Below are 18,140 nucleotides of genomic sequence, written 5' to 3' on the forward strand. Positions count from 1 at the left end.
CTTCGTCACGTATGTACGTAATCTCCCGGTGCCTCGGGTAAATCGTCCGATACACCGGCGACGCCCATGGAGGGCGGATCGCAAGGCTGGCCCGATCGGGCATTAAGCCAGCCGATCCACTCGGGCCACCAAGCTCCCTCGACACGAGGCGTCGTCCGCTGCCATTCATCCGGACCGAGATAAGGTGCGTCCGCCAGCTTGGTCCTTACTTGATAGAAGTGGCCGGATTCGCTCGGCGGCGCGACAATACCGGCGTTGTGCCCACCGCTTGTCAATATGAATGTCACGTCCGCATCCACCTCATAGTGGATCTTGTAGGCGGACCTCCACGGCGCCACGTGATCACGGATGGTCCCTACCACGAACATCGGCGTGTGAATGTCGGACAGCGCGATCGGCCGACCATCCACCGCATAACGACCTTCGGCGAGATCGTTGTGCAGGAACAAATTCCGCAGATACTCCGAGTGCATCCGGTATGGCAGCCGGGTCGCGTCTGCATTCCAGGCCATGAGATCGCTCGGATGCACCCGCTCGCCCATCAGATAATCTCGCGACACCCGCGACCAGACCAGATCGTTGGAGCGAAGCAGTTGGAACGCGCCCGCCATTTGTGTAGTGTCCAGATAGCCGCGCTCCCACATCATGTCTTCCAAGAAGGCAACCTGACTTTCATTGATGAACAGCGTGAGCTCGCCGGCTTCGGTAAAGTCCGTTTGTGCAGCCAAGAGCGTGATCGATCTGAGCCGATTGTCACCGTCACGCGCCATCGCGGCACTCGTGATCGCCAGCAAAGTGCCGCCCAAGCAGTAGCCTAGCGCGTGGACGCGTCGTCTGGGCAGGATAAGCCCGATCATGTCAAGCGCCGCCTTGACGCCAAGTGTCCTATAATCATCGAAAGCGATATCACGATCCCCGGCACCGGGATTACGCCAGGAGATCATGAACACCGTGAAACCTTGCCCAGTGAGATATTTCACAAGCGAGTTATGAGGCGACAGGTCGAGGATGTAATATTTCATGATCCACGCCGGCACGATCAGGAACGGCTCTGGCCGCACCTGTTCGGTCGTCGGACTGTATTGAATGAGCTCGATCAGTTCGTTCCGATAGATTACCTTGCCCGGCGAGACTGCGACGGTCTTGCCGACGACGAACTCCGGCTCTCCCGTCCCCGGCGCACTTGAGGCCAACAGCTGCAGCAGGTCACTGCACCAGTTCTGCCAGCCAAAAACGAAATTCTCACCGCCGGTCTGAAACGCTTTCTGCAGGACTTCGGGATTGCTCCATGGGAAGTTAGACGGGGCGAACATGTCAAGGACCTGCCGCACCGAAAACTCGACAACCGCTTCGTTCGCGGCCGCGACACCCCGAACGCCCGTTGTCGCGTTATGCCACCACTGCTCGCCCAGCAAGAAGGCTTGGGCGAGCAAATTGAATGGTTCCGTTTCCCATTCAGGCTTCATGAACCTGTGGTCGGTCGGCTTGGGCCTAACCAAATCCCAGGGTCTCCGCTCGGGAGCGGCATAATGGAGTGCTCGCTGAAGCAGCTTGTTGCTGGAACGCATGGCATCACGAACGTTTTCGATTTGACGCTGGGGCGCTGCGGCGAGATGGGAAGCCCAATCGAGATACGCCATCGATAGCGCGACCGGCGAAATACCGTTCGTCAGGCGCGCAAGTGTCGCACTGAACGCCTTGTCCAATTCGTGGTCTTCATGGCCGGACGCGTTTGAATCAAGATCGCGCGGCTGAGCTTCGGCCAACGCCGGCTCGTTTGGGCTGACGAACTCTGTGGGATGAGGTGAAGGTAAAGCGGCTGCACCGGCTTGGAGCGAGACGACTGGCGGCTGCACGAGCGTCTTTTCCTTCAATTCTGGTTGAATGGGCACACTAGCGGTTCAATTCTGTCCTGCCTGTCCCCGCACGGCCGCTAACTTGAGGCTTGCATCAATCATTCGCTGACCATGTCTGAAAAGTCGCTCGCAATCGCGCCGTAGGAATTCGATCTGATGCTGACCGCACTCTTGCAGCATCGTCTGAATGCCGTTCACGGAGTGTGCGCCGGCAGTCTTTGAAATGAACTCCATAAACAGGTGGGTTTCGGTGCGTGTCCGGTCCAATAGCTCGTTGCCGGCGAAAACAAGTTCTTCCAGCACAATGCGTTGGACGCCAAAGAACACGTCCAACATTTGTCTATTGGAGCTTGCAACGCGTTCTGAAATATCGACCGCCACCGGATCACTGCCGGCGGCACGAGTCTCGGAAAGCTCAGGCATTAGAAACCTCCACCTCCCCGGCTGGGGCCTAATGTCTATCAGGACGCGGGGGAAGCCACATTGCGCTGCGTCAAGCGCGCTTCCGGCCGACGATTGACCTGCATCAAGCGGCATCAACGCGGGCGGGCTACCCTTCAAAAAAGGTTCGAACGTCGGAGCTTTCCATGCGCGCCCATCAGATTATGACCCGCCCCGTCATTACCGTTACACCCGAGACCTCAATCGTAGAAGCTGCAAATGTCATGTTGCAGCGGCACGTCAGCGGCCTGCCCGTGGTCGACGGCGGTGGCAAGCTCGTCGGCGTGGTCTCGGAAGGGGACTTCATCCGCCGCAGTGAAATTGGCACGGGACGCAAGCGCGGCCGGTGGCTTCGATTCATCCTCGGCCCGGGCAAGTCCGCCGCTGACTTTGTTCATGAGCACGGTCGAAAGGTATCGGAAGTCATGACCAAGACGCCTTTGACCATCACGGAGGATACGGCGCTGGCCGAGATCGTGGACATCATGGAAAAGAACCACGTCAAGCGCTTGCCCGTGACGCGGGGAGACTTGGTCGTCGGCATCGTTTCCCGCGCAAACCTGCTTCAGGCAGTTGCCTCATTAGCTCGCCAGGTGCCGGACCCGACCGCCGATGATGATCACATTCGCAACCGAGTAATCGACACTCTAGAGAAGAACGATTGGTGCCCGTTCGGCCTGAGCGTGATCGTCAAGGACGGCATCGTGCATCTCAGTGGTGTCATCACCGAGGAGCGCTCACGCCAAGCAGCGATGGTCGCGGCGGAAAACGTCGACGGCGTCAAGAAGGTTCACGACCACCTCTGCTGGGTCGATACCATGTCCGGCATGTACCTGAATTCACCGGAGGACGACGAGATGGCGAAGGCCAGCTAGCGACGTCAATGAGATCCGGCGTATTAAAATACCGGAGATTAGTCGATCAACTTGCCATCAGGCCCGAAGAATGGATGGGGTCCATCGAACTCCCCGATCGGAACATGATGGGTCACGGTGCCCCCAAAGCCCTCCCCGGGTTGCCAGATATGAAGATGGAAGGCCGGCGGCTCGATCTTGAATGACGGGGCACGAAGCTCTGCCACGTCGAGATCGACTGCATGGTTTGGCGCTGGGCAGATCGTACAGGCAACGCCGGCAAACGTCGTCAGTGTTGACCGATGAACGTGACCGCATCCAATTCGCTGCAGACGTTGTTGACGTCTTACGATGGATGCAAGATCCGCCGGATTGCGCAGATTCTGCCGATCCATATGCCAGATCCCGGTCGCGAACGGAGGATGGTGCAGAAATGCGAGAGCGGGACGCTCCGTCGAAGTCAATAGCATCGCCTCGAGCCAGTCGCAGGTCTGGCTATCGAGTTCGCCGTGTGGATGGCCTGGCACGCTCGAATCCAGCAAAATGATGTCCAAGCCCTCTACGTCATAGCGCTGATTGAGCGGCCCGGAGGGGAATGCATATGAACGATCCGGGAATACGGATCGCATGAGTTCCCGAGAATCGTGGTTACCCGGAACGGCTACGAACGGAATCTCCAGTTTCGCGAGCAAGAGGGCGAGATGCTGATACTCCTGCTCTGTCGGAGTGTCGGCGAGATCGCCAGAAATGACCACGAGATCAATCCTGGGCTCGAAGCGATTAAGCGCCGCGATGCAGCGCACGAGCGCTGCGGACGTATCAACGCGCCGGTAGGCGAGCCGCCCAGGCGACTTGATATGCAGGTCGGAGATCTGGGCAATCAAGACCGGTCGATCTGACATCTGGTCACCGCTGGTCTAAAGGCAGCAAACGTATGGCGTCGGGCGCAACTGCAATCCCGATCCGTTCTCCAACGCTAACCTGGACTGTATTAGGGGCATCGACCACGAGAGGCTTGTCCGTGACATCGCAAACGACGATCCGCTGCCGGTCTCCCGTAAAACGAACGCTCTCGATCATTCCATTCAGGGCCGCAGCTCCCGGCGCCACGATGCCGATGGCTTCCGGACGTACCATCGCAATGGCTACAGCCATATCATCTGCTCCCTTGACCGGCTGCCGACCGCCACGGAGAATCAGTTTTCCACCTTCAATGGGAGCTTCGACAATGTTCGCCGCTCCGACGAATTCGGCAACGAAGCGATCCGCCGGGGTAAAATAGATCTCGCGCGGCGATCCGACCTGGGCAATGGCGCCCTTGCGCATCACCACCACGCGATCGCCGAGCTCCATGGCTTCGGCTTGATCATGTGTGACGTAGATCGCGGTGATGCCAAGGGTCCGGAGCAATCGATTGAGCTCGCTTCGCAGACGCTCGCGCAGCGCCGCATCCAGAGCCGTCAAGGGCTCGTCGAGCAGCAGGACGCTTGGCCGAATCGCGACCGCACGTGCCAATGCGACGCGCTGACGTTGACCGCCGGACAACTGCTCGATCCGGCGATCTTCGAGGCCCGAGATGTTGGTCAATTCCATCAATTCGGCCACACGCGCAGTCCGTTCGGATTTCGCGACACCGCGAATCTTCAAACCGTACCCGATATTTTCGGCGACCGTCATATTCGGGAACAGCGCATAGGATTGAAACACCATGCCGACGTTGCGCCGCTCGATCGGCAGACCTGTCAGGTCCTTGCCGTCGAACAGCACGCGTCCACCGAGGTCCGGAGTTTCCAACCCCGCGATGATGCGCAACAACGTCGTTTTGCCACATCCCGAAGGCCCGAGCAGCACGAGCGTTTCACCACTTGCAATGTCGAGCGACGTCGGCTCGAGCGCGCGAGTTCCGTCCGCGTAGGTCTTCGCGCAGCTCTCGACCCGAAGCGACACGCCATGTCCAACGACGGGATTCACCGCGCCCCTCCTCTTTCAGCGAGCCATTGCATAGCAACCAAGAGGGGTATGATCATGATGAAGAAAACCAATGTATAGGCCGAAGCCACTTCCAGCCGCATGGAGGCGTAACTGTCCGCAAGCCCGATCGGCAGCGTCTTGGTCAAGGGCGTGTGCAGCATCCATGTCAGATTGAACTCGCCGAGGGACAGCGTCACCACCATCAAACTACCGGCCAGAATTCCAGGGGACGCATTTGGGACGATGACATCGCAGAAACGTCGCCACGGCGACGCGCCGAGCGACGCCGCACCTTCGTCGAGCGTCTTGATATCGACGGTTGCGAAGATCGCCATCACCGATCGAACCATGAACGGCATCGTGAAGATGACGTGCCCCACCAGAATGAACAGCCAGGATCGACGAAAGTCGCCGAAGCCGCCATAGGTCAGCAGAAGCGCCAGGGCGAGCGCAAGCCCTGGAATCGCCACGGGAAGCGTAATGACCTCTTCGATCGCTCGCGACAGCCGGCCGCCGCGAACATAGAGCGCATAGGCGGCGGGAACGCCAGCGAGCAGCGTAGCGGCCAATGTTCCGAAGGCGATGACAAACGACAACAGGATGGTGCCCGCATAGAGCTCCCACACTTGGGTAACCCATTGCAGCGTGACGCCGGATCGAATGCCGCGGAAATAATTGTTAGTGACGCCTGCAGTAATCGAGAGACACGCTGGCACAACGAGAAACGCCGCGACGAGCAGTGTAAAGAGAAGCTGAGCAGCAAAGATGGCGCGATTCCGCACGGCATCAACCCGCGGCAGCAACGGCATTGCCGCTGAACGATCGGGCCAGCGCCAGGATCAGCCAAGTAATCACGCCCAATCCGACTGACAGCGCGGCTGAGGTGGCCAGATTTCCGGCCAGTGTGAACTCTGTATAGATCAGCATCGGCAGCACATCGATATTGGTCGCAAGCGTGAAGGCGGTGCCGAATGCACCCATGGCAGTTGCAAACGCGATAGCACCCGAGGCGATCAGCGCCGGCATCAAAGCCGGCAGCACGACGTCACGTTGTACGGCCCACGGCCCTGCCCCGAGCGACCGCGCCGCCTCTTCCAGAGCGGGATCGAGCTTTTGCACGGCCGCCATGATCGTTAGAATCACCCGCGGAATCGAAAAATAGAGATAGCCTAAAAACAGGCCGTAGATCGAATAGGCGAAAACGAGCTTGTCTCCGATCAGGCGGCTCGACAAATCGCCGACTACACCTTGGCGGCCGGCAAGCAGGATGATCATAAAGCCGACGACAACGCCAGGAAACGCCAACGGAAAGGTCAAGAAGGCGACCAACAAGGACCGGCCAGGAAAGCGATGCCGCTGCAGAAATATTCCGGCGATCGTTGCCACCGCCAAGGTTACCATCGTGGTGATCGCAGCAAGTATCAGAGTGTTCACGAGAGTACTGCGATAGCGCGGTTCGGCCAAAATGGAGAAGTATTCTGCCAGCCCGTTTGGACCTTCGGCCCCGGTGACGAGAAGTTGCGCCATCGGCAACAGAAAGAAAGCTGCCGTCAAGACACTCAACGGCAGCAAGCAAAGCCAAACAAAGGATCGATGCGACATGCGACAACGGTGCCCTGATTGAGCTCAAACTAGGGCAGCTGATTCTGCCACCTTACCTGACCTCGTCGAGATATCGCTCAACGAAGCCCTTTTGTGCATTTTCCATTTCGCCCCAATCGACGCTCTTGGCCCGCGCATAATCGGCGTCCGGCAGGAATTTGCTCTTTACCGACTCGGGGAGATCAATCGGGCGCGCCGGGCGCAGATAGGCATTGGTCCAGATCGCCTGCCCCTTATCGGACAAGAGATAGTCCAGAACCTTCTTCGCCTTTTCCTTGTCCGGAGCGTTCTTCACCAGGCCGACAACATAAGGGAACATGACTGATCCCTCACAGGGAATCACAAACTCAAAGTTCCCCTTCTCGGAATATTTGGCGCGATAGGCGTTGAAATCATAATCGAGCAGGATCGGCATTTCGCCCGAGACAACGCGGGCATAGGAAGTCTGCTTGGGCACGATCGGATCGTTCTTACGCAGTTCCTTGAAATAGCTGATTGCCGGGTCGAAATTGGTGGCAGATCCGCCAAGCGCAAGATTGACTGCGACAGCGCCGACATAACCCACAGCTGCGGAGCTCGGATCCAGGTACCCGACCATTCCCTTGTAGTCGGGCTTGAGCAGGTCCTTCCAGCACGCCGGCACCGGCTTCCCGCCAAGCGCATCCTTGTTCACGAACAGGCCCAGCGTGCCGGAGTGGATCGTTGTCCAATATCCGTCCCGATCTTTGAGGCCGGCAGGAACCTGGTCCCAATGCGCCGGCTTATATGGCTCCAACGCATCCTGCGCTTTGGCTTTCATACCGAACGTGACACCGAAATAGCCGATATCTCCGACCGGATTGCTCTTCTCCGCAAGAATCTGAGCCAATGCCTGCCCCGAGTTCTTGTTGTCGTGCGGAATGTCATAGCCGAGGTCGGCCTTGATGGATTTGAGCATGGAAGCCCAATCGGCCCATTCCGGCGGACAATTGTAGCAAATGACGTCTGCCGCCTTGGCCGATTGCCAGGGCGCCAGGACGGCCAGGGCGAACAGAACGACGATGAAGCGGATGACATTCATGAACTAAGGACTCCGTGGCTCCGGCATCTCAGCCAGTGACGGTTTCCCCTAAAGGGCGCACATGAAGGATTTGCGACACAATCCTTTGATGTCTTGGATAAAACAACTATCTGAACGTGCTACACTCCCAAGTCATACAAAGCGCAGGCGGAGCTCTCCGAGGCAGCGGGCGATCAAGCTTCATCCATGTTGCGTTCGTCGGTAGCCTCGAAGCGGCCGAAGCGGCCGCGCACAAACAAAAGCGGCTCGGTCGGACTATAGGAATATGCTTCCACCGCGCCGAGAAATATCACGTGGTCTCCACCATAATACCGGCCGACCGATCGACACTGGAAATTCGCGACGCTTTCCTTGAGTACCGGTGCTCTTCCAAGGCCGGGACTCCACTCGACCCCGATGAATTTATCTTCGGATGACTTGGCGAACTTGTTCGCCAGCGCCTGCTGCGATGTCCCCAAGACATTGACGGTAAAATGACTTGCGTTCTGAAACACGTTCAGACTGGAGGAATAGAGCAGCAGGCTCCAGAGGACCAGGGGCGGATTGAGCGACACCGACGCAAACGAGTTGCAGGTCAATCCGTATGGTCGGCCGGCCGCGTCGGCCGCAGTGATGATCGTGACGCCTGTTCCATAAGCCCCAAGCGCGTTGCGAAAATCCCGTGCGTCGATTGGTGAACTATCGCTAGCGAGTTCTTTCGCTGGATCAGGCACAACTGGACACTTCGGCGTATCGTTCATCCTGCCGTCTCACAGCGTCAGGTTATCGGAGGGCAGACCGAGCACCACCCGACCATAGCTGGTCCCAGCTGCGTCGAAGTTAAATGCAATATGGGAATTGATCGCGTGTGCATCGCGAAACCGCCGCTGCAGCACTCCACTCGTGAACAACCCTCGCGCGCCGCTCGCCGCAAACAGCAGGGAGACGGCCTCTGTGCATAGATTGACGGCATAAGCTCCGTCACGCCGATACCGCGTCTTGGTCATCATGTCCGGAATGATGCCTCGCCGCGCATCCTCCATGGCACGGGTGCAGCTCGCTCGCATAATCATGCGGGCTGTATCTATCTTAGCGGATGCTTCGGCAATTTTTAGTTGCGTGCTCTGGAGGTCACTGAGCTTTGCCCTATTGTAGGTCGACGCGCGATGCCGCGCACCGTCGATATAGTCCTCAAGACATGCCTGAGCGTTGCCGAGGGCAACGCCCGAAATGGCAAAGGGAAATAGCGAGAACACTGGCAACCGGTACAGCGGGCTGGGATTGAGGCCGCTACCTGGGGATATTCCGCCGGCGAGACTGTTCACCCCGATTGTCATCTCGTCGGCGACAAAGGCATCCCGCACTTCGACATCGTTGGAGCCAGTTCCCCTCAGCCCGGCTGCATTCCAGGTATCAAGGATGTTGTAGTCTGCCCGTGGCAAAAGAAAAATGCGATATTCCACGCCGTCTGCCTCGTCCTCGGAGGAGACTACACTTGCCAGCATATTCCACTGACACGAGGCAACGCCAGACGACAACGGCCAACTTCCGCGCAATTCGTAGCCGCCATTCACTTTCTTGGCCCGGCCCGCTGGGAAGATAAAAGAAGAGGCGATCAACGTATTGGCGTCATCGCCCCAAATCCGATCCTGTGCCCGCGGATCGAACATCGCCAACATCCAGTGGTGGCTCGCCAGGTTGGCGACATTCCAAGCCACCGATGCATCCGCGCGTGCAAGCAAATCCGCACAATCGACCAATGCGACGTAATCCAGCTCACGGCCACCGACCCGCTTTGGCTGCAGGATTCGGAACAACCCGGCTTCCAGGAGATCCTGTTCGGTCTCGGGGGGCACGCGACGCAGCTCTTCGGTTCGTTCGGCACGTTCACGAAGCAATGGCAAGAGTGCCATCGCCCGCGCTTCGACGGGCGCAAAGGCATCCGGTCGCTCATCGCCCTGATACGAGCTTGGCTGCTGCTTGGTCGTCATCCCGAACGTGCTCCGCGAACGGTCCATCATCTCGTTTCAGGCGATACCAATTGCGACCATCGCATTTTGATCCGTTATCACACGGTTGGCAATTCGTGCAGCGGTTCGAATCTGCGATTCCTCAGTCGGATTCTCCAGTCAGAACGCGCTGTCACGCGTCTGGACTCGTCCGAAAGCGCCTGCTCGCTGCAGCGCCGCAATGCAGCAATCATCATAGCCCAAGATCGTCTTTAAGACCTCGGTCGTATGTTGCCCCAAGGTCGGGGCTGCCATGGGTTCGACCGGTGGCGTCAGACTCATACTGATCGCCGGTTCAATATTAGGAACTCTGCCCGCTGTGTGGTGCGGAATCTGGCAAACCCGACCGCGCCCCCGCACTTCCGGTGCCTCGAACGCCTCCGCGATGGTGCGGAGATAGCCGGCGGGAATGTGGGCCTGCTTCAGTTTTGTCATCCATGTTTCAAGATGGTCTATCGCGAAAATCTCGGCGAAAATCGCGCGCAGCTTCTCTTTGTTCAGCGATCGCGACTTGCGCGTGGCAAACTGCGGATCGTCGAGCAGATCAGGGCGGTCAAGCACTTCCGTGACCAGCCTCCGATAGAGGCGGTCGTTGGCGCAGGCGATGTAAAGGGGGCCATCGGAGGCTTCATACACACCGACTGTAGGTGATCCGTTCGGGGAGTTGCCAAAACGCCCCGGATTGAATCCACTGAGCAGGTACGCCATGCCGTAGAAGCTCGTCATGTTCATCGCGACGTCGAAAAGAGCGACATCCACGTGCTGCCCTCGCCCGAGCCGTTCGCGAGCAAGCAGCGCCAATAGAATCGCGTTGCAGGCGGACATGCCCGTCGCGAGGTCAATGACAGGAGGTCCCGTCCGCACCGGCGGACCATCCGCAAACCCATTGAGGGACATGAAGCCACTCTCGGCCTGGGTGATCGGATCAAAACCCGGTCGCGACGCAAATTGTCCCGAACGGCCGTACGCTGAAATCGAGCAATAGACGAGACCTGGATTGTTTGCGGAAACGGTTGCGTAGTCCAGGCCGAACTTGTCCATGATTCCAGTGGAAAAATTCTCGACCACCACGTCGGCCCTCTCGATCAGATCGCGCGCAATGTCCCTGGCCTTCGGCACCGCTAGGTCCATTGTCATCGCGCGTTTGTTGCGATTGAGGCTGAGGAACGCCGCGCTCTCGCCTACAACCTCCGCGTGTTCGTAGGCTCGCGTATCGTCTCCTTCTTCGGGGTGCTCGATCTTGATGACATCAGCACCGAAATCGCCCAACATTTGCGTGCAGACTGGCCCCGCCACGACCCGCGTGAAGTCGATTACGAGCATCCCGTCCAGGGCCGTCGGCGCGTCCTTTCGGCGAGGTGACCGTTCTGGCAATGGCACTTTGGTGACCATGCGTCTCGCTCCTTCCGTCGAACTCATTGTCGATCATCTTCGTGATCTTCAGCATGGCGCAGCAGAGCCCTATCGATCATTCAGAAGGGCCGCTGTAGCGTGTCGTTAGCTCAACCGGGCACACAAAAAAAGGCCCGGCGGCCTTGGCCGCCGGGCATGACCTTTGCTGCACTGCAATCTTTCATCGAACGGAGCACTCAAAGGGCTCGATCAGCTTGCGCCAGTAGAGCGTACTCGACCAACCCCAGGGTGACTGTGGGCGAAACAGTCGATAGCCGCCGCGGATCAAGTTGTTCGCAGAGATGACGTTGTCCGTCGTGTCGGACACGATGCAGGACCACCCGTTCCGCCGCCCGCGCCACTCAGCCGCGCGCATCAGCCTGAGTTGGAGACCACGACCGCAATGCTCTCTTGCTACTCCAACCCGGCAGAAATAGCCGGCTTCCGATCCTATTGATGAGGGAACGAGACCGGCAAACGCAACGGGAACGCCCTGCTCGTATGCGATCCACCAATGCCCGGCATCGAAGTCAGGCAGCGGCGCCCTGTCAAGGAAGGTTTGGCGATGAAGATCAGCGAGACTGTCGGCAACATCTTCATCGCAAGCGTCTACTTCGCGGATATGATACATCTGAAATCCTTGACCTTGCCCGCCTTATCGATCACTTCCCAATGATGACCTTGATGCCGAGCCATACCGCTCCAACAAAGCCCGTTACGATGACGGTGATGACCGCCTTGAACGTGTAGCTCTGGGCTTGCTCGACGCTCTTGCGCCATCGACGAAGATGCTGGAAATCAGCTCGCAACTCTTTGCGGTCCTCCTCCTCGATGCCAAAGGATGTCAGAATCGTCACGATTGCCCGAAGGACGACCGCGTCGATCTCCTCACGTTGCAGCCTGTGCTGTTCGGCCAGGGTCTCGGCGACGATGGCTTTGATATCTTCTTGGATAACGCTCATCGCCGAATGATTCTCGCAACGTTTTCGAAGCCGCGCTTAGCGAAATAGAACGATATGACGAGATTTGCGGTCACCGACACGAATCCCGCAAGCGGCTCCGTAGTCCCGAACCCAAGCACCTTGTCCCACACCAGGAGTTTTGCGAAATAGATCGCCACGCAATAACCGATCAGCTTGTCCGGCTCATACCAATGACCGATTTCCGCCTCGCGATATCGCAGGATTGCGTTCGACTCGGAGACCTGTGCCGCAATCTCGGAAGCCGCAAGATCGGCCGCGATCTTGGCTTCAGTGTTACCCGCATTCAGCTTGGCTTGATAGGCATCGATCAGCCCCTTGATCACCGGACCGCCGAGAAAGCTCACGATTGTCATCCACATGTCAGCCTCCCTTCTTCAAGGATCGCGCGCGCGCCAAGATCGTGATCAGCGAGATCACGAGGAGAATGCGGCCAGTCGTCCTGGCATCGCCGACTGCAGAATTGATCTGGTCCTTGATGTTGGGATCACCGAGCGCATCGCCGACACTATCGATCAGGGACATGAAGCCGCCGATCAAGGCGAGCGTGTAGCCCCATGCGATGGTCAGAGAATGCAGACAGGCCGCCTTGATTTTTGGCCACATCAATCAGGCCCTTCGGATCAAAGCTGCGAGCGCCTTCGCCGCGCCGGCAAGCCTGGTCGCTAACGCGTTGGCTCCGATCGAGAGCGCCAGGAGTCTGCTCTTGAAGGACCAGACCAGTGCGCCGCCCGCCGCGACACCAAGACAGAATGCAGAGCCAAATTCGATCATGTCGTTCTCCTTCCGAAGATGGATTTCATCAAGGCAACAAAAAAGGCTCCGATGGAGCCTTTGGCCGGGTTCGAAATGGATATCTGAGGCGATATGGGCGGCGGATCCGCCGACGAGTGGGGTCGAACCGAGGCCGTCTCCGAAGGCGGAAACGTGATGCTCGGATCAAGCCCCATCATGGCCATCAGCAGACCTGCGCAACCGAGCTGCCGGTCCACCGCCACCGGATCGTAAACGCCGTCGCGAACGTATTTTCCGGCACGATATTGATTCGTGCCCGCCCATACATACGGCGACGGAACGCCCCGACGGGCATAGCCGAGACCATTATACTGCTCGAGCAGGGTCAGAGCGCCCGCGACTGACCAGTCCTTCCAGCGTGCCGCGTGCGGAGGGCAGTTGACCAGCGCGTCGACAGCTGCCTCTTCCCAGGATCCGAAAGGCCCTCGGCCGGCCGGCACATGGACTGAGACCTTGTTCCAGGGATCCCCTTGGGCCAGGGAGCCTCCCCAGCTTTGTGAGCACTCGCGCTCGTGAATAACGGCGATCACCGGCCAGGGGACACGGGTAACCTTCTCAACCGCTTGATAGCGGGCCTTCTTGGCTACCATACGTTGAGCGACTGATACAAAATCTCGCACCGGCTTTGCTTTGTTCCAGCGGCAGGCGTTAGCGTCGGTCAGCAGTGAAGGGTTGAGCATTTGCAATCCATAACGAGAAAGCCGCCCAATTCGCGGCTGCGTACTTGTTCGCGACGAGGTCGTGTGATTGCCTCGCGCGTCTTCGGTTTGTGAATAGGAGGGCGGCAACCGTGACGAGCATAATACTTGGAGCAAGTAGCATGGTCGGCTATCATATCGCCAAATAGGTTCGCTGAGCTATTTAAGTCTCGCGTAAACCTCCCCCCGATGGATCGCCGCTGATCTTGGGCGACCAGACACAATCCGCTTCCCGGAGTCGCAAGTCATCTACTGTGACAGCAGTCCTGTAGCGTTCTCAAAAGCTATGCCAGAAATACTTCGCCCTGGGCCGCGGCGGGTAATCGTGATCACGTCAACGAGCACCTTCACCAACCTATAGATTAGGAAGATGAGCGCGAGCGCGAAGACATGGTCGATCTGCGCGCCGCAGAGCATCGCACCATGCGCGCGTGCGAAAGCGCAGAGGCGGAATGGACGAACCTACATCCTACTCTAATCTATAGAAGGGCCGAGACCGCATTGTTCCGCAGATCGGGCACATCGTTCGCCGGCTACGCGTTATGCCCCTTACGGAGATGGCACTGGCTTGCGGTGGCCAGTACACGCTGAGGACCAAGCGCTGGACGCAATTTCTGCGACGAAGTCCGCAACTGCGCCCAATCGTTACTTTTGCACAATGGGGTAGACGTTCACTTATCGCGAAATGATCGGCCACATCTTCGTTGGGCTTTGGCTATCGCGCTGGCTTGCGCCACTGCCGCCGTTCGTCCGAAAGCAGCATTTGCAGCTGCGAAACCGCTATACCGAGCCATTATCGCCCCGAATGGGCGACCGCATGTTGAAGGATCTTGCTTTCGATTCGTCGAACGCTGCGACTACTTTCTAATGAGTACTCGTCGATTTCTCTCGCTATTCAGATAATCCGCACGATATAGTTGCACAATATAGTTGGCTGAACGATGTTGTGCGCTGCGCCGCCGCCCTGGCTGTAGGTCGTATCCAGTCCGTTCGCACTGTTCACCCGAACACCCGTTCCACTTGGTGCGGTGTTGCCGCCGACTGGGATGCCGTAACCTCCACCACCGCCAACACCTCCCGGCCCCCCGCCCGGAGAGAAAAAGTTGCTTGCCGAGTGCGCGTGCCCAGGATCGTAAATGCTCGCGCTGTGAAAGTGTGACGGAATCTCAGCCACGGTTAGCGTGTGCGCATCTTCGCCTCCGGCCCCTCCAAGACTGTGGCGAAGTCCCGCCAGACTTCCGTTGACCAGCCGATTTGCGGTCGTTCCCCCCATATTGTCCGGACGCGCCGTGACGCGTCCCCGCAGATCGGGTAAATTGAACGTCGTCGATCCGTCCCCGCCGCCATAGGTCGTCCCGACCAGTGCAAAGAGCGCGGCATAAGTCGCACGGCTGATTGCCTGACCGTAGGGGAACGCAAACGAGCTGTTCGGCGCGGTCGGCCCCCAGAAGTCAAGACCGGCGGCCAGCGGGATGTTGTACGGATTGCCGTAGAACCCGTGCAGATAGAACACTCCATCGGTCTGATTATAGACCGCAAGATACGGCGTTCCCTGCAGGATCGTACCGGCCAGCAACTCAGCATTCGGCGCACTCCGCAACGGCTTGGCGCCGAGCGAGTCGACGTTCAATGTCACGGTTGCACCGTTGGTCGTGTGCGGCGTGAACGCGATCATCTGGCCGTTGAGATGTACGAGCGTATCGAATTGCTGATAGCTCACGAGCGTATAAGCGGTGCTTGTGCCCGAGGTGACGGTCGCACCTGAGATATCGTCGCGATATTTAGCGGTTGCCGCCATCATCGCCCGGGCTGAGTCGTTGATGCTCGAAGGCACCTGCCCTTCGGACCAGTTGATCGTGGGATCGGCTGTAGCATCTGCGGAGGCCGTCTGTGACCATCTGTAGAGCGTCATGTCATTCCTCAAAGAAAAGCGGCGATCCCACTTGAGGATCGCCGCCGGCGCCATCGCCTGTTGTCACTGGAGCATGCAAGGCGCGCGTCAGGATAGACCGAATGAGCGCCGGAGCGACGTTGCCGTCGCTCATTGCTCCCGGTTGAGTTCGAGATATTGCGCGCACGCGCAGCTCGGCGCACGCGCGGTCAGCAGATTGCGGATCACGCCGCTCGGCACCCCCGGACTGTCCTGGGCGACCGCCGCGACGCGCGCCTCGATCACCGCTTCGATTTCGGCGCGGATGGCCTTGATACGCTCTTCAAGGGATGGGCTGTTGCGAGGTGTCTTCATGAGATCCGCTGCTTTCTTCCGATATTGATGCATGTTGGATGGCTGCCAATTTCTGCCTGGCTGCAGCCGCTTGGTTCTGCGCGCGCCGCAAAGCCCTCTCCCGCGCCGCCTCGTGCCCCACGATGAAGGCCTGGAGGTCATATGGCAGCGTTTTGAAGCGCGCTTTGCGATCGGCCGGCCAGGAGCGTGGCGGTGCGATCCCGCTCAGTTCGTTGATTGCGGAGACGACCGGCTCGCTCAACGTCGGATCGGCGAGCCCCTTGGAGGTGTGCAGCCTGGAGATGTCCTGCAACGCCGGCCAAAGCTGTGCAATGCCGAGTCCTGCACAATCCCGCACGAAGCTGGCGACGGTGGCTGGCGCGGCTGGACAAAACATCGCTCCCTCGCGTGCGCACCAGCGGGCGAACAAGGGTGCACACTGCTGACGCGCCCGCGCCAGCGCCTCCAGCACGGGATTGATCATCGGCCCGCGTTGCGAAGCGCCGCGTGGACGCTGCCCATGTTGCGCCGAAGCTCGAGCATTCGCGCATGGCGTCGCAAGTCGCCAGGGCTTGCCTCGATACCCTCACGCAATTCGGCATCGAAACTCTCGAGTGCCGCGACACGCTTCTGCAGACCGTAAAGCGCGAAATTTTCCGCGATCCGCTCAAGCGACATCGGCTGACCATAAAGATTTCCGGTGATAGAGTCTGAGCGCTCGATGAAGTTGCGGCGTTCGTCAGGCATGAGAAATCTCCGAAAGAGAGCGAAATCAACGAGGAGAGAAAAAGATCGGCGGCGGCGTTTTGAACTCTGGCCGGAGCTCTGCCGGCGCAGCATCAGGCCTTTGGAATTGGGAGGGCAGTTGTTTGCTCATGTTCGCAACCGCGTTCATTTCGTCCATTGGATAATCATATTCGAACGGCTTTAGAGGAGGATTCAATTTCATGAAAACATTCGAATCAACTCCCGACCAGAGACTCCCAGCACCGAGCTCATTGACCGTCGGAAAAATTCCTGTTCCATAGCCTTGCGTAACGACGTACAGATCATCACCCTCCTGGACAATTTTGCGAAATACGTTGCCCGGATGAAGCAAGTGATCCGGCAGAGTCGTATTCACGATCGTGAGCCGGTCCGGATCGACCAGTTGTCGTACTGGTCCAATGCCAGGAATTTCAACGGTACCTCCATCAACACTCTTGACTCTTTGAAACGGCGTCGCATGCCAAGACAACGCTTCAAAGGCCTGCTCTGGTGTGTGTCCTCGGGAGATGCTGCCCACCCAAGTCTTTGTTGAGTACTGATGAGGCCCGCTCGGAATAGTGATCTCAGCTCCGCCGCTGAACGGAATTGTACGGCGGATCGGTGATTGCATTACAGCATCCATATTAGCTCCAAAGAATGATTTCTGGGAAAGCCAATCCAACAGATCGGGACAAATCTGAGCAGCGTGCAACCGCGACTAACTACGATTTTAAGGATGATACGATTGGCCGATGACAATGCACGCGGCCCGAATCAAGGCACGTTGATACGCGACTTCAGCGCCGTGCGTGATCGGTTCGGCGCCCGCCTATAGAATCGTGAAGAAATCGATTGCGGCGTATCAGATCGGCAATATGCGATCGAGCTGCCCTAACGCGTCGCCCGCAGAACGCCCCCCCGCAAAGGTCCTCAATCTCTCTGCAAGAACTGCACTTAAGCGCATCACCTGCACGTAAGAGCGCGTCAGGTTCAATTCATCCTGCGGGAGCACACCGACATACGAACCTTCTCATGAGCCTTGCCACAAGGCGAAGTGCCAAGACAAAAAACAAGGGAATGAAGTTCGTAATTGCCAAACACGCGATGTACAAAACAACAATTGATATTTTATGATTCAAGTTCCTGGATTGGTACATCAGCGTAATAAAGGTCGCTCCGCACACAACGAAAAGGATGTTTGCGATTGCGATTGTGAGTGCAGCCTTCAGAACAGCTCGAGGCCGCCAATTCACAAGCTCCAGCGAGAGCACTGCGGTCTCCGCCAAGAACAGACAGACCAAATGGAGTATCGAGAATCCCACTCCAACGCTTACGAAGGGGATGATCGGCGCAAGGTATAACGAGATGAGCAGCACGACAAAGATGACCAAAGCCACCTTGATCAGCATATCGAGGACGGCAAACACGAGCCATTCGCCCACGCTGAAATTCATGGTTGCACCGTCGAAACGAACCCCAACTTGGGACTGATGATAATCATCATATAGAACAAAAAGAGAACGGTGTCAACG

At 58.1% G+C, this 18,140-nt stretch carries 23 protein-coding genes; 1 reads left to right on the forward strand and 22 read right to left on the reverse strand.

Annotated elements, in window-relative coordinates; all coding sequences use genetic code 11:
* Window positions 1-5 precede the first annotated feature (5 nt).
* Window positions 6-1,766 carry a PHA/PHB synthase family protein gene (locus QX071_RS20630; protein WP_315704953.1) on the reverse strand — a complete coding sequence of 587 codons (1,761 nt, stop codon included), beginning with the start codon at window positions 1,764-1,766 and terminating at the stop codon, window positions 6-8.
* 135 nt (window positions 1,767-1,901) lie between these two features.
* Entirely contained in the window at window positions 1,902-2,279 is a 378-nt protein-coding gene (locus QX071_RS20635; RefSeq protein ID WP_315704515.1) for a hypothetical protein, read from the reverse strand.
* Window positions 2,280-2,443: 164 nt separating this feature from the next.
* Between QX071_RS20635 and QX071_RS20640 the strand changes: the two genes are divergently transcribed.
* A complete protein-coding gene (locus tag QX071_RS20640; protein WP_315704516.1) occupies window positions 2,444-3,172 on the forward strand; it encodes a CBS domain-containing protein in 729 nt (242 codons plus the stop codon).
* A 38-nt stretch (window positions 3,173-3,210) separates the two neighbouring features.
* On the opposite strand, the gene QX071_RS20645 is transcribed toward QX071_RS20640, so the two are convergent.
* From QX071_RS20645 to QX071_RS20740, 20 genes are all read right to left on the reverse strand, one after another.
* A complete protein-coding gene (locus QX071_RS20645; RefSeq protein WP_315704517.1) occupies window positions 3,211-4,053 on the reverse strand; it encodes a phosphodiesterase in 843 nt (280 codons plus the stop codon).
* 4 nt (window positions 4,054-4,057) lie between these two features.
* Window positions 4,058-5,122: an ABC transporter ATP-binding protein gene (locus tag QX071_RS20650; protein ID WP_315704518.1), complete on the reverse strand. Its 1,065-nt coding sequence runs from the start codon at window positions 5,120-5,122 to the stop codon at window positions 4,058-4,060.
* Window positions 5,119-5,904, reverse strand: a complete 786-nt coding sequence (locus QX071_RS20655; RefSeq protein ID WP_315704954.1) for an ABC transporter permease — start codon at window positions 5,902-5,904, stop codon at window positions 5,119-5,121. Before QX071_RS20655 ends, QX071_RS20650 begins: the two co-directional genes overlap by 4 nt.
* A 4-nt stretch (window positions 5,905-5,908) precedes the next feature.
* Window positions 5,909-6,724, reverse strand: a complete 816-nt coding sequence (locus tag QX071_RS20660; RefSeq protein WP_315704519.1) for an ABC transporter permease — start codon at window positions 6,722-6,724, stop codon at window positions 5,909-5,911.
* 52 nt (window positions 6,725-6,776) lie between these two features.
* Window positions 6,777-7,784, reverse strand: a complete 1,008-nt coding sequence (locus QX071_RS20665) for an ABC transporter substrate-binding protein (RefSeq protein WP_315704520.1) — start codon at window positions 7,782-7,784, stop codon at window positions 6,777-6,779.
* A gap of 173 nt (window positions 7,785-7,957) precedes the next feature.
* Window positions 7,958-8,524: a flavin reductase family protein gene (locus QX071_RS20670; protein WP_315704521.1), complete on the reverse strand. Its 567-nt coding sequence runs from the start codon at window positions 8,522-8,524 to the stop codon at window positions 7,958-7,960.
* A gap of 9 nt (window positions 8,525-8,533) precedes the next feature.
* Entirely contained in the window at window positions 8,534-9,754 is a 1,221-nt protein-coding gene (locus QX071_RS20675; protein ID WP_315704522.1) for an acyl-CoA dehydrogenase family protein, read from the reverse strand.
* Window positions 9,755-9,892: 138 nt separating this feature from the next.
* Complete coding sequence (locus tag QX071_RS20680) at window positions 9,893-11,164, reverse strand: CoA transferase (RefSeq protein ID WP_315704523.1); 1,272 nt, start codon at window positions 11,162-11,164, stop codon at window positions 9,893-9,895.
* 181 nt (window positions 11,165-11,345) lie between these two features.
* The gene (locus tag QX071_RS20685) at window positions 11,346-11,795 is read right to left on the reverse strand and encodes a GNAT family N-acetyltransferase (RefSeq protein ID WP_315704524.1); all 450 of its coding nucleotides are present in this window, start codon (window positions 11,793-11,795) and stop codon (window positions 11,346-11,348) included.
* Window positions 11,796-11,826: 31 nt separating this feature from the next.
* Window positions 11,827-12,126 (reverse strand): hypothetical protein, encoded by a 300-nt coding sequence (locus QX071_RS20690; protein ID WP_315704525.1) that lies wholly within the window; start codon window positions 12,124-12,126, stop codon window positions 11,827-11,829.
* Window positions 12,123-12,506, reverse strand: coding sequence for a hypothetical protein (locus tag QX071_RS20695; RefSeq protein WP_315704526.1), 384 nt, complete (start codon window positions 12,504-12,506; stop codon window positions 12,123-12,125). The genes QX071_RS20690 and QX071_RS20695 overlap by 4 nt, the downstream gene beginning before the upstream one ends.
* 1 nt (window position 12,507) lies before the next feature.
* Window positions 12,508-12,750: a hypothetical protein gene (locus tag QX071_RS20700; protein ID WP_315704955.1), complete on the reverse strand. Its 243-nt coding sequence runs from the start codon at window positions 12,748-12,750 to the stop codon at window positions 12,508-12,510.
* 3 nt (window positions 12,751-12,753) lie between these two features.
* Window positions 12,754-12,918 (reverse strand): hypothetical protein, encoded by a 165-nt coding sequence (locus tag QX071_RS20705; RefSeq protein ID WP_315704527.1) that lies wholly within the window; start codon window positions 12,916-12,918, stop codon window positions 12,754-12,756.
* A complete protein-coding gene (locus QX071_RS20710; protein ID WP_315704528.1) occupies window positions 12,915-13,619 on the reverse strand; it encodes a hypothetical protein in 705 nt (234 codons plus the stop codon). The genes QX071_RS20705 and QX071_RS20710 overlap by 4 nt, the downstream gene beginning before the upstream one ends.
* 913 nt (window positions 13,620-14,532) lie before the next feature.
* Complete coding sequence (locus QX071_RS20715; protein WP_315704529.1) at window positions 14,533-15,549, reverse strand: phage tail protein; 1,017 nt, start codon at window positions 15,547-15,549, stop codon at window positions 14,533-14,535.
* Window positions 15,550-15,678: 129 nt separating this feature from the next.
* Complete coding sequence (locus QX071_RS20720) at window positions 15,679-15,882, reverse strand: hypothetical protein (RefSeq protein ID WP_315704530.1); 204 nt, start codon at window positions 15,880-15,882, stop codon at window positions 15,679-15,681.
* Window positions 15,851-16,333, reverse strand: coding sequence for a hypothetical protein (locus QX071_RS20725; RefSeq protein ID WP_315704531.1), 483 nt, complete (start codon window positions 16,331-16,333; stop codon window positions 15,851-15,853). Before QX071_RS20725 ends, QX071_RS20720 begins: the two co-directional genes overlap by 32 nt.
* A gap of 8 nt (window positions 16,334-16,341) precedes the next feature.
* Window positions 16,342-16,608: a hypothetical protein gene (locus QX071_RS20730; RefSeq protein WP_315704532.1), complete on the reverse strand. Its 267-nt coding sequence runs from the start codon at window positions 16,606-16,608 to the stop codon at window positions 16,342-16,344.
* A gap of 25 nt (window positions 16,609-16,633) precedes the next feature.
* Window positions 16,634-17,239 carry a hypothetical protein gene (locus tag QX071_RS20735; protein WP_315704533.1) on the reverse strand — a complete coding sequence of 202 codons (606 nt, stop codon included), beginning with the start codon at window positions 17,237-17,239 and terminating at the stop codon, window positions 16,634-16,636.
* 364 nt (window positions 17,240-17,603) lie between these two features.
* The gene (locus QX071_RS20740) at window positions 17,604-18,062 is read right to left on the reverse strand and encodes a hypothetical protein (RefSeq protein ID WP_315704534.1); all 459 of its coding nucleotides are present in this window, start codon (window positions 18,060-18,062) and stop codon (window positions 17,604-17,606) included.
* Window positions 18,063-18,140: the final 78 nt, after the last annotated feature.

This window comes from Bradyrhizobium sp. SZCCHNS1022 (assembly GCF_032484835.1).
GTDB lineage: Bacteria > Pseudomonadota > Alphaproteobacteria > Rhizobiales > Xanthobacteraceae > Bradyrhizobium.

What these genes read in the sequence shown, in the direction of transcription:
- QX071_RS20635 (WP_315704515.1), bottom strand. Translation starts at nt 2,279, where the DNA reads ATGCCTGAGCTTTCCGAGACTCGTGCCGCCGGCAGTGATCCGGTGGCG.
- QX071_RS20640 (WP_315704516.1), top strand. Translation starts at nt 2,444, where the DNA reads ATGCGCGCCCATCAGATTATGACCCGCCCCGTCATTACCGTTACACCC.
- QX071_RS20645 (WP_315704517.1), bottom strand. Translation starts at nt 4,053, where the DNA reads ATGTCAGATCGACCGGTCTTGATTGCCCAGATCTCCGACCTGCATATC.
- QX071_RS20660 (WP_315704519.1), bottom strand. Translation starts at nt 6,724, where the DNA reads ATGTCGCATCGATCCTTTGTTTGGCTTTGCTTGCTGCCGTTGAGTGTC.
- QX071_RS20665 (WP_315704520.1), bottom strand. Translation starts at nt 7,784, where the DNA reads ATGAATGTCATCCGCTTCATCGTCGTTCTGTTCGCCCTGGCCGTCCTG.
- QX071_RS20670 (WP_315704521.1), bottom strand. Translation starts at nt 8,524, where the DNA reads ATGAACGATACGCCGAAGTGTCCAGTTGTGCCTGATCCAGCGAAAGAA.
- QX071_RS20675 (WP_315704522.1), bottom strand. Translation starts at nt 9,754, where the DNA reads ATGACGACCAAGCAGCAGCCAAGCTCGTATCAGGGCGATGAGCGACCG.
- QX071_RS20680 (WP_315704523.1), bottom strand. Translation starts at nt 11,164, where the DNA reads ATGGTCACCAAAGTGCCATTGCCAGAACGGTCACCTCGCCGAAAGGAC.
- QX071_RS20685 (WP_315704524.1), bottom strand. Translation starts at nt 11,795, where the DNA reads ATGTATCATATCCGCGAAGTAGACGCTTGCGATGAAGATGTTGCCGAC.
- QX071_RS20690 (WP_315704525.1), bottom strand. Translation starts at nt 12,126, where the DNA reads ATGAGCGTTATCCAAGAAGATATCAAAGCCATCGTCGCCGAGACCCTG.
- QX071_RS20695 (WP_315704526.1), bottom strand. Translation starts at nt 12,506, where the DNA reads ATGTGGATGACAATCGTGAGCTTTCTCGGCGGTCCGGTGATCAAGGGG.
- QX071_RS20700 (WP_315704955.1), bottom strand. Translation starts at nt 12,750, where the DNA reads ATGTGGCCAAAAATCAAGGCGGCCTGTCTGCATTCTCTGACCATCGCA.
- QX071_RS20705 (WP_315704527.1), bottom strand. Translation starts at nt 12,918, where the DNA reads ATGATCGAATTTGGCTCTGCATTCTGTCTTGGTGTCGCGGCGGGCGGC.
- QX071_RS20710 (WP_315704528.1), bottom strand. Translation starts at nt 13,619, where the DNA reads ATGCTCAACCCTTCACTGCTGACCGACGCTAACGCCTGCCGCTGGAAC.
- QX071_RS20715 (WP_315704529.1), bottom strand. Translation starts at nt 15,549, where the DNA reads ATGACGCTCTACAGATGGTCACAGACGGCCTCCGCAGATGCTACAGCC.
- QX071_RS20720 (WP_315704530.1), bottom strand. Translation starts at nt 15,882, where the DNA reads ATGAAGACACCTCGCAACAGCCCATCCCTTGAAGAGCGTATCAAGGCC.
- QX071_RS20730 (WP_315704532.1), bottom strand. Translation starts at nt 16,608, where the DNA reads ATGCCTGACGAACGCCGCAACTTCATCGAGCGCTCAGACTCTATCACC.
- QX071_RS20735 (WP_315704533.1), bottom strand. Translation starts at nt 17,239, where the DNA reads ATGCAATCACCGATCCGCCGTACAATTCCGTTCAGCGGCGGAGCTGAG.
- QX071_RS20740 (WP_315704534.1), bottom strand. Translation starts at nt 18,062, where the DNA reads ATGAATTTCAGCGTGGGCGAATGGCTCGTGTTTGCCGTCCTCGATATG.